The sequence below is a fragment of the Deltaproteobacteria bacterium genome (genome assembly GCA_011773515.1).
In the GTDB taxonomy this organism is placed as follows: domain Bacteria; phylum Desulfobacterota; class Deferrimicrobia; order J040; family J040; genus WVXK01.
Map to the genome: position 1 here is coordinate 18,357 of WVXK01000109.1, position 13,504 is coordinate 31,860.

The 13,504-nt window shown below is 57.1% G+C and carries 12 protein-coding genes, 1 tRNA gene and 1 other RNA gene; 12 read left to right on the forward strand and 2 right to left on the reverse strand.

Going from position 1 to position 13,504, the window contains the following annotated elements; all coding sequences use genetic code 11:
* On the reverse strand, positions 1-193 hold a 193-nt coding region (locus GTN70_11675; protein NIO17619.1), incomplete at its 3' end, for a hypothetical protein.
* A gap of 233 nt (positions 194-426) precedes the next feature.
* On the opposite strand from GTN70_11675, the gene ffs reads away from it, so the two are divergent.
* The 6 genes from ffs (at position 427) to GTN70_11705 (ending at position 6,649) form a co-directional block, all read left to right on the forward strand.
* Positions 427-526, forward strand: an RNA gene (gene ffs / locus GTN70_11680) — signal recognition particle sRNA small type.
* Positions 527-555: 29 nt separating this feature from the next.
* On the forward strand, positions 556-2,319 hold the full coding sequence (gene dnaX / locus GTN70_11685; protein ID NIO17620.1) for a DNA polymerase III subunit gamma/tau: 1,764 nt from the start codon (positions 556-558) through the stop codon (positions 2,317-2,319).
* A gap of 1 nt (position 2,320) precedes the next feature.
* On the forward strand, positions 2,321-2,632 hold the full coding sequence (locus GTN70_11690; protein NIO17621.1) for a YbaB/EbfC family nucleoid-associated protein: 312 nt from the start codon (positions 2,321-2,323) through the stop codon (positions 2,630-2,632).
* The gene (recR, locus tag GTN70_11695) at positions 2,632-3,228 is read left to right on the forward strand and encodes a recombination protein RecR (protein ID NIO17622.1); all 597 of its coding nucleotides are present in this window, start codon (positions 2,632-2,634) and stop codon (positions 3,226-3,228) included. The genes GTN70_11690 and recR overlap by 1 nt, the downstream gene beginning before the upstream one ends.
* Before the next feature lie 76 nt (positions 3,229-3,304).
* On the forward strand, positions 3,305-4,336 hold the full coding sequence (locus GTN70_11700; GenBank protein NIO17623.1) for a 4Fe-4S dicluster domain-containing protein: 1,032 nt from the start codon (positions 3,305-3,307) through the stop codon (positions 4,334-4,336).
* A gap of 24 nt (positions 4,337-4,360) precedes the next feature.
* On the forward strand, positions 4,361-6,649 hold the full coding sequence (locus GTN70_11705) for a pyruvate synthase (protein ID NIO17624.1): 2,289 nt from the start codon (positions 4,361-4,363) through the stop codon (positions 6,647-6,649).
* Positions 6,650-6,901: 252 nt separating this feature from the next.
* Here GTN70_11705 and queF read toward each other — a convergent pair whose 3' ends face one another.
* Positions 6,902-7,303: an NADPH-dependent 7-cyano-7-deazaguanine reductase QueF gene (gene queF, locus GTN70_11710; protein ID NIO17625.1), complete on the reverse strand. Its 402-nt coding sequence runs from the start codon at positions 7,301-7,303 to the stop codon at positions 6,902-6,904.
* A gap of 178 nt (positions 7,304-7,481) precedes the next feature.
* Here queF and GTN70_11715 point away from each other — a divergent pair, with 178 nt between their 5' ends.
* From GTN70_11715 to GTN70_11740, 6 genes are all read left to right on the forward strand, one after another.
* A complete protein-coding gene (locus GTN70_11715) occupies positions 7,482-8,006 on the forward strand; it encodes a hypothetical protein (protein ID NIO17626.1) in 525 nt (174 codons plus the stop codon).
* Between the two features lie 124 nt (positions 8,007-8,130).
* Positions 8,131-8,205: transfer RNA gene (locus GTN70_11720), tRNA-His, on the forward strand.
* Positions 8,206-8,471: 266 nt separating this feature from the next.
* Entirely contained in the window at positions 8,472-8,972 is a 501-nt protein-coding gene (locus GTN70_11725) for a hypothetical protein (protein NIO17627.1), read from the forward strand.
* A gap of 338 nt (positions 8,973-9,310) precedes the next feature.
* Positions 9,311-10,291 carry a TAXI family TRAP transporter solute-binding subunit gene (locus GTN70_11730; GenBank protein ID NIO17628.1) on the forward strand — a complete coding sequence of 327 codons (981 nt, stop codon included), beginning with the start codon at positions 9,311-9,313 and terminating at the stop codon, positions 10,289-10,291.
* A gap of 106 nt (positions 10,292-10,397) precedes the next feature.
* Entirely contained in the window at positions 10,398-12,506 is a 2,109-nt protein-coding gene (locus tag GTN70_11735; GenBank protein NIO17629.1) for a TRAP transporter fused permease subunit, read from the forward strand.
* 272 nt (positions 12,507-12,778) lie between these two features.
* Positions 12,779-13,339 carry an HPP family protein gene (locus GTN70_11740; GenBank protein ID NIO17630.1) on the forward strand — a complete coding sequence of 187 codons (561 nt, stop codon included), beginning with the start codon at positions 12,779-12,781 and terminating at the stop codon, positions 13,337-13,339.
* The last annotated feature ends 165 nt before the right edge of the window (positions 13,340-13,504 follow it).

Sequence of the window (13,504 nt, forward strand, 5' to 3'; positions counted from 1 at the left end):
GTATGTCCTTGCTCCGTTCCACGAAGAAATGTATATAGGAGGCAAGCATCTCCTCTTTCGGAAAGACCATGACCCTGCAGGGAAAAATCGGGCGCAGCGGGTCAGGGCTCTCGGGGCCGACGGCGAACACGGCCTCCGGGATCCTGAAGGGGCGAAGGGCGTCGCCTGTATCGCCAATGTCTATTGATTTCAACAGGTTATCTGTAAATTTTCGAAAAAAAAGGTCGAAGGGCTGCATGGTACCGTTCCTTCGCGAGGGTAGTTTTGCCGATGGCCCGAAGAGATTGTAGCACTTCGAGACGGCGAAGTCATTTTTCCGGCCGGGGCGCCGGGAAATTTTTCTGGCATTTGGATATAAAATGTTTCGGATTGCCGAAACATCTGATAACATTGAATACCATTCCTTTTTCGGTGACAATGACTGGCGGTTAGGCCCCGGGCAACGGGAAGCTGTGAACCCCGTCAGGTCCGGAAGGAAGCAGCGGTAGCAGCCAAATCCCGTGTGTTCCGGACACGCCTGACCGCCAGGTAATGTTCACGTCCGGATTTGTGCATATGTCGTATGAAGCTCTCGCCAGGAGATGGCGGCCCCAGAGGTTCGATGAGATAATCGGTCAGGACCACGTCGTTACCCCCCTGAAAAACGCGGTAGTAAAAGGGAAAATCCATCATGCCTACCTCTTTTCGGGAACCCGGGGTATCGGGAAGACCACGGCAGCCAGGCTGTTTGCGCGTGCCATAAATTGCGACAGGGGAACGCCTCCCGACCCCTGCAATGCCTGTGATATCTGCAGGGAGGTTTTAAGCGGCGTGTCCACGGACGTGCTGGAAATCGACGGTGCCTCGAACACGGGTATCGACGACGTTCGGAGGCTCAGGGAGACGGCGGTCTATGTCCCCTCCAAGGGCCGCTACCGTGTTTACATCATCGACGAGGTTCACATGCTCTCCCGGCAGGCTTTCAACGGCCTTTTGAAGATCCTCGAAGAGCCTCCCTCCCATCTCGTCTTTCTTCTCGCAACCACGGAACCGTTCCGGATTCCCGAAACGGTCCTGTCCCGCATGATACGGTTCGACTTCCGCCTCATCCCGGAGGCCACAATTCTGAGCCACCTGAAACTCATCTGTGAAAAAGAGGACATACGGTACGATGAGCCTTCCCTCTCCTACATATCCTACGTGGCTTATGGGTCACTGCGGGATTCTCTGAGCATTCTCGAACAGTGTGCCCTCACCACCGATGGTGCCCTGACCTACGACGACGTCCTCGAGATACTGGGATATCCGGAAATCGCCGGTGTTGCCCGCCTCGGGGAGGCCGTTGTCGATGGGAACGTGGCGGATGCCCTGTCCACTCTCCGCAACCTCTACGGGGGCGGTTGCGACCTCAAAAACCTCTACTCCTCATTCCTGGCCTTTTTCCGGAGGGTGGCGCTTTACCGCTTCACGGACGACCGGTCCATTCTGGAGGGCGAGACGGAGCAGGTGATAACCGCCGTCACCGGCGTGTCGGCGAAGCTTTCCCGGCAGGAAAGCCTGTTTCTTTTCGACGTCATCCTGAAGAGCGAACGGGATATATTGCTGTCCGAATTTCCCCTTCCCGGCTTCGAGGCGATGCTCCTTCGGGCGGTGTCATTCAGGGAGCTTCTGAGCATCGCCGATATGGTGGAGGGCAAAACGGGCCCTGCCGTTTCGAAAGCGCGGCCCGGCAGGGAAGAGGGGCGCTTCCCGGACGTTTCCGTCACCGCCTCGAAAAAGGCAGTCCCGTCGGGAGGCACCGGGGGAGGAGGGAGCTCCGGAGCCGAGACAGGGGCGAGTGCGGGAAAGCCGGCCGAATTGGGTGCTTCCTGGGAGGAGTTCTTACACGGTGTTTCGCGACGCAAGAAGTACGTCCTCAAGGGGCTTCTGGAAAACATGCAGGGGGGCTTCGATGGGGAGAAATTTGTCATCCGGTGCGAGTTCCAGGCTCTCCTTGACAAGTTGCAAGAGCCGGACAAATGGCATATCATAGAGAATGTTGTCGGGGAAATTTTCGGAAAACCCGTTACCGTAATCTTGCAGAAAGACGACCAGGGAAGCATCGAGGAGGGTGACTCGCCAAAGGGGCGCGATGAGCTTGAAAACCGCGTCCTTTCCGATCCGGTCGTCATAGAGCTTCTGCGGGAGTTTCCTGGTTCCAAAATTGCCGAGATCGTAAAGCTCGACCCCGGAAAGAGAAGAAGAAAGGAAGACATCCCCGCCGGGCCGTCGGGGGGAGGCGACGAGATGGAGGGGATGTCGGGAGATTTCATCACGGAGGAGGAAGAGGAGGAAGAGTAACGTGAAGAACATGAACGAACTGCTCAAACAGGCCCAGAAGATGCAGGGAAAGATCACGAAGCTGCAGGAAGAGCTCGAGAAAAAGACCGTGGAAGCCAGCGCTGGTGGGGGTATGGTGACGGCCGTGGCAAATGGAAGGGGGGATATCATCTCCGTTACGATAGAGAGGGAAGTCGTGGATCCTGAAGAGGTGGGCATGCTCGAAGACCTCGTCACGGCGGCGGTGAATGAGGCCATAAATCGCTCGCGGGAAATGGTTCAGGAGGAGATGTCGAAGCTGACGGGCGGCATGAATATTCCGGGGCTCTTTTGATGAGATATTTCCCCGGTCCCATGAGAGAGCTCATCAAGAGCCTCTGCAATTTTCCCGGCGTGGGCGAAAAGAGCGCCCTGAGAATGGCCCTTTTCATCCTGAAGAGGGAGGAGGGGCTCTCCGAGCAGATTGCCCACGCGATTTTGAAAGCCAAAAGGGAGATTTGCTACTGCACCCGGTGCGGCAACTTCTCGGAGGGGGAGATCTGCGAGATCTGCAAGCGCGACGACAGGAGCAGCGTGATCTGCGTGGTAGAGCAGCCGCAGGAGATCCTCCCCGTCGAGAAAAGCGGGGAGTTCGACGGCAGGTATCACGTCCTCGGCGGCGCGCTCTCTCCCATCGACGGGGTGATGCCGGAAAACCTGAAGATCGACGCCCTCGTCAGCCGGGTGAAGGAAGAGGATGTGAAAGAGGTCATCATCGCTACGAACCTGAACGTCGAAGGGGAAGCCACGGCGTCCTACCTTTCGGCGCTCCTGAAACCTCTGGGGGTGCGGGTCACGAGAATTGCCTACGGGATGCCCATCGGCTCCGACCTCGAGTATGCCGATGAGCTTACCGTCGGCAAGGCGATCGCGTACAGGAGAGAAATTTAAAAAAAGGTTTTATTTTTTTGGCTGATAAATTAAAATTGAAGTTTCTTCTTATTCCAAAGTAAAAGGAGTATGCGCCATGGCAGTGAAGGCAAGATCCTCGAGGAAGAAAACTCCTAAGCTCACGAAGAAGAACGAGTTTGGCTTCTTCGAGGTGAGAATGGAGTCGATTGGGGGCCTCGGGGCAAACGTGGGAGGGAAGATCCTCGCCGAAGCTCTCGTGTTCGGCATGGGGTACAACGCCTCATCGTTTGCGTCCTACGGTTCCGAGAAGAAAGGGACACCCGTGAAGGCCTTCGTGAGAGTAGCGGAGCCGAAAACGGAGATCCGCGTAAACAGCCCCATCGAAGAGCCCCATATCCTGGCGATTTTCCACGAGTCGATGGTCAAAACGCTTCCCGTAACGGCGGGCCTCCTCAAGGATGGGGCGGTGATCCTCAACACGAAGAGGAGCGCCGACGATGCAAGGGATTTCATGATGATATCGAGCGGGGCGGTGGGCGCAGTGGACGCCACGGAGATAGCGATCCAGACGAAATCGCGGGTGAACATGGTCCTGCTCGGCGCCATCGCCCGTGCCAGCGGCTTTATCGAGCTGAAGGCTTTGAAAGAAGCCGTCAAGGCGGCCTTCGGGGCGAAATATCCCGCCGCCATGCCGGGAAACCTTGCCGCCCTCGAGCGGGGGTTCAAGGAGGTGGAGCTCAAGACGTACGGTGAGGACGGCAAGTACGCCCACGTTCCCTTCGTAAGGACCCTTCCCGATTTTGGCTATGAAAACGCCCCGATAGGAGGCGTGATCTACAGCGTGGGGAACACATCGCTCAAGGACCTGTCGGCCAGCAGGGTGGGGTTCATCCCCTTTTTCATAGAGGAAAAGTGCACCAAGTGCGGTGATTGCGACATGTACTGCCCCGACTACTGCTTCGTCTGGGAGAAGGGAATCGACAAAAAGACCGGGAAAGAGGGGATGATATTGAAGGGCATCGACTACCAGTACTGCAAGGGATGCCTCCGGTGCACGAAGGCTTGCAAGTTTGGCGCCATCGAGCCGGTGAAGGAGAGCGACTACGATATCAACGACATTATCGTGAAGCATAAATTTTCCAGGTAAAGGAGAAGTACCATGGCAAAGGGAATGCCTGCAAAAAAGTTAGCCGCAAAGAAGACCAGGCCCAAGCCTGCTCAGGTGCCGATTTTCCTGAGCGGGAACGAGGTGTCTGCACTGGCCGCCAGCCAGATCAACTACCACCTCATGGGCTACTATCCCATCACGCCCTCCACAGAGATCGCCGAGGAGCTCGATGCGATGAGGGCCGAAGGGGTCCACACCATCAGGATGATACCGGGCGACGGAGAACACGGAGCCGCAGGGATCTGTTTCGGAGCCACCACGGCGGGTGGAAGGGTATTCAACGCAACCTCCGCCAACGGCCTCATGTTTGGCTTCGAACAGCTCCCCGTGCAGTCGGGTTCCCGCTTCCCCATGGTATTCAATATCGTTACCCGGAGCGTCTCGGGCCCCCTCGACATACGGTGCGACCACTCGGATATCATGCTTGCCATCAACACGGGCTGGATCATTCTCATGGCCTCCGACCCACAGGCTGTCTACGACATGAACATCGTCGCCCCGAAGATAGGCGAGCATCCCGATGTCCGCCTTCCCGTCATGGTCGCCTTCGATGGATTTTTCACCAGCCACCAGAAAAGGCTCATCTACCACTTCGAGGACAAACGGGTTGTGCAGGACTTCCTGGGCCCCTTTGTGCCCACCGTCACCTCCGTCGATCCGAGCAAGCCGGTGACCATAGGCCCATACATGAACGACCCCGACCTGATCAACAACAAAAAGCAGCTTTCAGCGGCAATGGAGGAGGCGTACCGGGTTATTCCGAAAGTCCTGCGCGAGTACGGGAGGCTTTCGGGGAGAAGGTACGACATGGTGGAAAAATACCGCATGGAGGGTGCCAACGCCGCCCTGCTCATCCTGAACTCTGCTGCAGAGACGTCGAAAGAGGCGGTGGACATCCTGCGGGCGAAAGGCAAAAAGGTCGGGCTGGTCAAGCTCAACGTCATACGTCCCTTCCCGGTAAACGAGGTGCTGGATGCGCTGAAAGGGGTAAAGGGTCTCGTCGTTGCCGACCGGCAGGACAACCCCGGCGGCTGGGCAGGCCAGATGACCATGGAGGTCAAGGCGGTCCTGCAGGGAGTGCCCAGGAGCGGGGTCAAGGTTGCCAGCAGGGTTTACGGGATAGGCGGCAAGGAGTTCTTCATCGACGATGCCCTCGAGCTTCTCGAGGAGGCGATGAAGATAGCCCGGACCGGCAAGGTGGATGTCCCCTATGAGTTCCACGGCGCGAACCCGGGTGACATGAAGTACAAGCCCAAGGAGATTTTCCGGCCCATCGAGGATAAGGAGTCCAGCGGTCTCCTGACGGTGACGGAAGATGCTGCATCGGGTGCGGTCAAGGTAAAGGGAGTCGTGGCGAGAAAGCTCACGGAGATGCCAAAGAGGGTGGCCTCCGGGCACGGCGCATGTCCGGGATGCGGTATCTTCACGAACCTGAACATCTTCTTGAAGGGTCTCGAAGGGCATGTGGTGGTTCTCTTCCATACCGGCTGCGGCATGGTCGTTACCACGGGGTACCCCTTCACGTCGCACAAGGTGACATACATCCACAACCTCTTCCAGAACGGCGCCGCCACCCTGTCCGGCGTGGTGGAGATGTTCGAGGAGAAAAAGGAGAGGGGTGAGATTCCCGAGGACGAAAAGATAACCTTCCTGATGGTCACCGGAGACGGCGGGCACGACATTGGGATGGGCATCAGCATCGGCGCGGCCATGCGGGGGCACCGGATGATCATCATCGAATACGACAACCAGGGCTACCAGAACACGGGGAGCCAGCTCTCCTTTACCGTGCCCCTCGGCCACCAGACCTCCACGTCCCATTTCGGGCCCTACCAGCACGGGAAGACGACCCATCACAAAGACACGGCACAGATATTTTCGGCCTGCAACATCCCGTACGTTTTCACCGCTGCCGAATCCAACTACCGGGACATGATACGGAAGGCGGCCAAGGCCCAGAAGATTGCCGAACAGGGTCTGGTCTTCGGCAAGCTCATATCCATGTGCCCCCTCGCCTGGATGACGGAGGAGCGCCTGTCGATGGAGATCATCCAGGCCTCGGTCGATTGCTGTTTCTTCCCCCTCTACGAGGTCGTGAACGGCATCACGACCATAAACTACGATCCCGAGGAGAAGGGCAACAAGATCCCCGTGACGGATTGGTTGAAGTACATGGGAAAGACCAAACACCTGTTCAGGCCCGAGTGCAAGCCCCAGCTCGACTCTTTCCAGGAGGAAGTGGACCGGAGATGGCGGCGGCTCAGGGAGATGCACAACAACCCCTATCTGTAGAGAAGATGGAAATGGGGAGTGCGGATTTCGGAATGGAGAGTGAAAATCAAAGCCAAAAACGATGACAACAAAACCGGATGAAGCAAAAAATATTATCTGGATGGAAAAAAGGCGGGGTCTTTCCCGCCTTTTTTATTCGGTAACGTAAACGAATAGAGGACATAATAACCGCATTTCATTCTCCCGCGCGCCCAAATTGTGGGAACTCTGGGTTTTCCTCCACATTCCGCATTCCGACTTCCGAATTGTCGCCTACTCCATCTCGGTATCCAGGTCCCCCTCCCGCAGTGGATCTTCCGATGATACTTTGATGATGGTTTTGACGTTGCCCCGCGGGTTGAAGTCTCCGGTGACGTTAAGCCTGCGGGGCTTCAAGAGCGCGTGGAGGTCCTCGTAGATCCTGTTCGTAGACTCTTCGTGTGAAATGTGCCTGTCGCGGTAGGCGTTGAGGTAGAGCTTCAATGACTTGAGCTCGACGATCTTTTTATCGGGAACGTACTCTATCCGGATGGTTGCGTAGTCAGGGTATCCTGATCTCGGACAGAGGCAGGAAAACTCCGGGAAGCTGATTTCGATCGTGTAGTTTCTCCCGGGGAAAGGGTTTTCCCACGGCTCGAGCTTGGCTTCCGCGATCTTTTTCTCTCCGTACTTCATCCGGTACCTCACCGTGTGTGGTCTGCTTACGCGTATACTATAATAGATCTGGCGGCTTGCTGCCATAACCGATAGGGGCGGCAAAGGGGCGCGGCTTCCCCGCCGCCGCTTTTAGTGAAGCCCGGCCGGCCGGGAAGCCGTTTGCCGGTCGGGACAAACTCTCAAAGGAGGTGGGCCTATGAAGACCCGGGTTCCCCGGTTTTTTCTGCTGGCTTTTTTCGCTATCTCTTTTGTTTACTGCAGTACGTATCAGTCTGGAATCTCTCGGGATGCAGACCTTCCCCCCGCGGACCCGCAGCTGCTCTACCGGTACATCACCCAGGAGAGCAAATACACAACGTGGGACCTCTGGCCCGGTAAGGGGAAGCTCTACGAGGGCAAGCCTCCCCACGGCGCATTCCTGACCACCTACCTGAACGAAGCTGCCGTCAGCTCCATAAAGGCCGGGAGGGAGATGGCCGACGGCGCCATGATCGTCAAGGAGAATTACAGCCCGGAGAAGGAGCTCGCCGCCGTGACGGTCATGTACAAGATACGGGGATTCTACAGTTCGGGGGGAGACTGGTTCTGGGCAAAGTATGGTCCCGACGGCTCTGTCCAGAAGGCGGGCAAAGTGGATGGCTGCATCAACTGTCACAGCGCGAGGGCGGACAACGACTACATATATACCGGCGATTTTGTCCGGAAAAGGGGTGGCTACTGACCGATCCCCGGTAAGCCCGTCGCCCCTGTGAACCGTCTGCTGCGCATCCACAAGCCGGCGGGGACAATTGACCTTGAACGGCAAATGCGCGCATTGTATAATCTTAGCCTGTTTGCGATTGGTGGTGAGTGTAGCTCAAAGGCAGAGCACCTGGCTGTGGCCCAGGTGGTTGTGGGTTCGATTCCCATCACTCACCCCATCTTTTATCTTCCCCATTCAATCAAGCCCATTTTAATGTTTTTAGTTCTGATTGCTCTGATGTTTTAAACTGTAAACTTTGATCATTGAACTTTGAGAGGAACTCGAATCACGATTTTCCGGTTTGGAGTAAAATATTAGGTATAAGCATCTTTTCAAGATGGCGGTTTCTCAATGGGAAATAAATTGGAATGACGACGGTAACCGGCATCGCAGGGCCCCGTTATCGAAGCAGCGGGGAAACATGAGAAAAGGAAGGTGATATCCATGAAAAAAATAGTGTGTCTGGGAGTGTCAGCCCTTTTTCTGCTCGTATTTTCCCGTGTTGATGCAATTGATCTCGTCTCCCGTAATGCGGCGAACCTCAAGAGGGTTGAAACCGGTATGAGTAAGGAGAAAGTTTTGGATGTCATGGGGATGGATGAGGAAACTTTCAGGCAGAGGATATATTTCGAAGGATACATCGCAGGATACCAGGATGTGGTGGTAAAGAATCCCTATCACTCGGAATTGAAGAAGCTTGGAGAAGAAGACTACGAGATCGTCTACTACTTTACCGATCGCATCGGTTTGCGCGTGGGATACTGGGATGAGGTCTACCGGGACAATGGGATCGCAGATGGGGGGTTAACCCCCCTGGTCTTCCAGAATGGTCGTCTGATCGGGAGCGGATGGGATTTCGTCGAGGAAAAGGCGAGAAGGCCGTTGAGCGTGGATGAGGAATACTACTGGTTTTACTTTGGCAACGGAAACGGGGGCGGGCACTGAGTGCACTCCCTTTAAAAATCCTAACGTGAGACCCGGGTCAGTTTTTTAAAGGAAGTCCGAATTCTTATCCTTCTCATCTTTAATGTATGCTGTCTATTGTGATTGAATAAGAGAATGAGAATAAATGTAACTGTAGATTATCGTATCGGTCGAAAATAGAAATATGCCAGCCCAGCAGGATGAAAGGGATGTGGGCCGCGGCCGAGCTCTTCGGGTCCAATTGGCTTATTGGTACAGCGGGGGATCCATAGCAGAGAGGGCGCTCGAGAGGCCGGAGTCCATACCGGATAGGCTTGCGCTGGAGGTGTCTGTTAACAACCACGAAAGAGGAGGCTGAGATGAGAAGAATCTCTCTGTTTGTTGTGGTCCTCGCCGCGGTGGCGCTGGCGGGGGCGGATTTCACCCCGGCATCGGCCGAGACCAAGTTCTTCACCATCGGGACCGGCGGGGTGACCGGCGTCTACTATCCCACCGGCGGAGCCATAGCACGCATCGTCAATGCTAAGAAGAAGGAGTACGGCATGCGCCTGACGGTGGAGTCCACCGGGGGGTCGGTCTACAACATCAACGCAATCATGTCCGGAGACCTTGACTTCGGCGTGGTGCAGTCCGACCGGCAGTACCAGGCCTACTTTGGCAGCGAGAACTCCGAGTGGGCCGGCAAGCCGCAGAAGGAGCTCCGGGCGCTCTTCGCCATCCATCCCGAGAGCCTGACCCTGTGCGCGGCGGTGGACACGGGTATCAACAGCATCCAGGACCTGAAAGGCAAACGCGTCAACATCGGCAACCCCGGCTCCGGTCAGAGGCAGAACTCCATCGACGCCCTGACCGCGGCGGGCCTGAACTTCGAGAAGGACCTCATGTCCGAGGGCCTCAAGGCCGCCGAGGCCCCCGGCATGCTGCAGGACGGCCGCATCGACGCTTTCTTCTACACGGTGGGGCACCCCTCGGGAGCGTTCAAGGAGGCAACCAGCGGGACGAGGAAGGTCAAGTTCATACCCATTGTCCTGCCCGACGACTTCTACAAGAAGTACTCCTACTACGCGCCGAGCATCGTCCCCGTGGCCGAGTACCCCGGCGCGGAAAACGGCGCCGATATCCCCACCTTCGGCGTGAAGGCGACCTTTGTTACTTCCGCCAGGGTCGCCGACACCTACGTCTACAACCTCGTCAAGGAGGTCTTCGAGAACTTCGAGGAGTTCAAGAAACTGCACCCGGCCTATGCGGTATTGACAAAGAAGAACATGCTCGAAGGGCTCTCTGCGCCCATCCACGACGGCGCCATGAAGTATTACCGGGAAGCGGGCCTTTTGAAGTGAAACGAGCCGCGGGCGGGGCCTTACCGGTCCCGCCCGCACTTTGTCCGCCCCTCGAGGGAGGCGAATGCAGGGCGCACAACCAGAAACCGGGTGAGGGACGTGGCCGATGACGGAGCGGGAAAGAGAGAGGATAGTGGATGAAGAGGGCCACCTCATCCTGCCGAAGGAGGACGAGGCGGCCGCAGAGGAGGCCAGGCGAATCGCGGAAGATGAGGAGACGGGGTACCGCCATCCCGAGGGCTGGCAGAGGTACATCATCCCCGCAATTGCTATTCTCTGGTGTCTCTTCCAGCTCTCCATCGCCAGCTGGCTGCTTTTGAACTCCATCTACGTCCGTGCGATCCACCTGGGCTTTGCCATGCTCATCGCCTACTTCTGCTTTCCTGCAGCGAGGAAGCCGAGAAAAGGGGCGTTGTCCTTCCTCTCGGTCAGGACAAAGATCCCCCTCTTCGACGTCGTCCTGGGGATCGCCGCCTGCGCCAGCGCCCTGTATCTCTGGCTGGACTACGAGGGCATCATGGCGCGGTACGGTACCTCCGTTGCCCGTGACATCGCAGTCGGCGGCGTCCTGGTCCTGTTCCTGCTCGAGGCGGCGCGAAGGGTGGTGGGTCCGGCGCTAACGGTCATCGCCACCGCCTTTACCTTCTACGTCTTTTTCGCCGAGAACATGCCCGAGGCATTCGCCTTCAAGAGCGCAAGCCTGGCGAAGTACGTCGACAAGATCTCCCTGTCCACTGAGGGGATCTACGGGATCCCCCTGGATGTCTCGGCCATGATCGTCTTCCTCTTCGTTCTCTTTGGCGCAATGCTCGAGCGGGCCGGGGCGGGGAGGTTCTTCATCGAGCTGGCCCTTTCCCTCCTGGGACGGTTCAAGGGGGGGCCGGCCAAGGCAGCCATCGTGGGTTCGGGCCTGACGGGGCTCGTGTCGGGCTCTTCCATCGCCAACATCGTCACCACCGGCACCTTCACCATCCCCCTCATGAAGAAAGTGGGCTACCCGCCCGTCAAGGCGGCCGCCATCGAGGTGGCAGCCAGCACCGACGGGCAGATCGCCCCCCCCATCATGGGTGCGGCGGCATTCATCATCGCCGAATATCTGAGCGTGCCCTACCTGGCGGTGATCAAGGCGGCGGCGATCCCGGCCTTCGTGTCCTACGCCACCCTGTTCTTCCTGACACACATCGAGGCATCGAAGCTCGGGCTCAGGGGGCTGACACCGGCCGAGGTGCCCCGCTTCTTCGAGGTGCTCAAGTCCGGTGCCCACTACCTCATCCCCATCGCCGTTTTGGTCTACGAACTGGTCGTGCCCCGGCACTCCCCGGAACTGGCGGCGTTCAGGGCCATCGTGGTCATGTTCTTCATCATGGTCCTGCAGCATCCCGTGAGGCGCTATATGAGGAAGGAGCCCGTGATGCCGGGGATAAAGCAGGGGCTCGCGGAGATCGTCGGCGCGCTGGTGTCGGGGGGGCGCAACATGGTAACCGTGGCCATTGCCACGGCGGCAGCCGGCATCATCGTCGGCGTGGTGACCATGGGGATCGGCGGGATCGTCACCGAGATCGTGGAGTTCATATCCGGCGGGAACATCTTCGCCCTGGTGATCATCACCGCCATTGCCAGCCTGGTCCTCGGTATGGGCCTGCCCACGACCGCTACCTACATCGTCATGGCAGCACTTACGGCCCCCATCATCGTCGAGGTGGGGGCGGCAAACGGTTTCATCGTTCCCCTCATGGCGGCCCACCTGTTCTGCTTCTACTTCGGCATCCTGGCCGACGACACGCCACCAGTCGGCCTGGCGGCATATGCCGCCGCCGCCATCGCGAAATCGCCTCCCGTACCCACCGGGATACAGGGTTTCCTCTACGACATCCGGACGGCAATGATCGCCTTCATGTTCATCTTCAACCATGAGCTGATCCTCCAGGGGATCGACTCATGGGGGATCGCCCTGCTCATCTTCGCAACGGCCTGCGTGGGCAACTTCGCCTTCGCATCGGCTACCCAGGGCTGGTTTACCCACAGAAACAAGGTGTACGAGATCCCCCTCTTTCTCGTGGTAACCTTCGTCATGATGCAGCCCCGGGTAGTGGCCGAATGGTTCGGGCTCTCTCACCCCTACCTGGTGTGGCCCTTCGGGCTCGTCATCTACGGGGCAATCTTCCTGAACCAGAGGCGGCGCCGGCAGGCCGCTGAAGCCCCCGTGACAGCCTGACCCCCTCCAAAACCGGGGTCAGTTCCCATATCCTCAGGTTTTTAGAATTTTTTCTAAGAGAGAAGACAAGTAGCAGCTGCTTGATATTCGCAGGAGCAGAGTGGTTTATGCAAAATGTGAGAAAATGGGAACTGACCCCTCTACCCTCCTTACAATTCCTTGTTGATTAAAAGAAATAACAGGCCCGTGATCTGCATCTCAATGTTGAAGCAGGATCGAGCAACTTAGCGGGGGGTTTCTTGTTGAGCCTGAGACAACGAGGAGTCGTAGACATGGATAAGGGAACAAAGCCAAAAGAGCGCTATTTCGATAAAATGAGGGGAGTCACAAAGAGCCCGCCTATGGCCAGCTTTTCCTACATTGTCTGGTCATGGATCGGTGCCTTTTTCGGTATCGGCGCCGTTTCGTATATCAACTTCAATGTTATTGAGAAGACGGATCTCGTCATGGTAATAGGGTCTTTTGGCGCGTCGGCGGTTCTGATATACGGTGCTATCAACAGTCCCCTCGCCCAGCCGAGGAACCTCGTGGGGGGGCATTTAGTATCGGCAATCGTCGGGGTAACCTGTTATAAGGTATTGCCCTCTCACCTGTGGTTTGCCGCTGCCGTCGCAGTGGCAACGGCGATTGCGGCGATGCACGCCACAAAGACGGTGCACCCGCCCGGCGGGGCGACCGCGTTGATCGCGGTGATAGGCAGCAGCAAAATTCACAACCTGGGCTATCTCTATGTCGTCATTCCTTCCGGCCTCGGTGCTGTTGTGATGCTGGTGGTGGCACTCCTCGTAAACAATATCCCGGAGGGCCGCAGGTATCCCGAGTTTTGGCTCTGATACCCTCCACCAAATAATGGCAAACAATGGGGTCAGTTCCCATATCCTCAGGTTTTGGGACAGGAAGAGGGACAAAATGTGAGAAAATGGGAACTGACCCCGTATGTTGTCAGTTGAATTGAATGTGCAAATCTGCAATTATGATTGGTAAGACCCTCTGCTGGA

What these genes read in the sequence shown, in the direction of transcription:
- queF (NIO17625.1), bottom strand. Translation starts at nt 7,303, where the DNA reads ATGAAGTACGGAGAGAAAAAGATCGCGGAAGCCAAGCTCGAGCCGTGG.
- GTN70_11725 (NIO17627.1), top strand. Translation starts at nt 8,472, where the DNA reads ATGAAAAAAATAGTGTGTCTGGGAGTGTCAGCCCTTTTTCTGCTCGTA.
- GTN70_11735 (NIO17629.1), top strand. Translation starts at nt 10,398, where the DNA reads ATGACGGAGCGGGAAAGAGAGAGGATAGTGGATGAAGAGGGCCACCTC.
- dnaX (NIO17620.1), top strand. Translation starts at nt 556, where the DNA reads ATGTCGTATGAAGCTCTCGCCAGGAGATGGCGGCCCCAGAGGTTCGAT.
- GTN70_11700 (NIO17623.1), top strand. Translation starts at nt 3,305, where the DNA reads ATGGCAGTGAAGGCAAGATCCTCGAGGAAGAAAACTCCTAAGCTCACG.
- GTN70_11715 (NIO17626.1), top strand. Translation starts at nt 7,482, where the DNA reads ATGAAGACCCGGGTTCCCCGGTTTTTTCTGCTGGCTTTTTTCGCTATC.
- GTN70_11705 (NIO17624.1), top strand. Translation starts at nt 4,361, where the DNA reads ATGCCTGCAAAAAAGTTAGCCGCAAAGAAGACCAGGCCCAAGCCTGCT.
- recR (NIO17622.1), top strand. Translation starts at nt 2,632, where the DNA reads ATGAGATATTTCCCCGGTCCCATGAGAGAGCTCATCAAGAGCCTCTGC.
- GTN70_11740 (NIO17630.1), top strand. Translation starts at nt 12,779, where the DNA reads ATGGATAAGGGAACAAAGCCAAAAGAGCGCTATTTCGATAAAATGAGG.
- GTN70_11730 (NIO17628.1), top strand. Translation starts at nt 9,311, where the DNA reads ATGAGAAGAATCTCTCTGTTTGTTGTGGTCCTCGCCGCGGTGGCGCTG.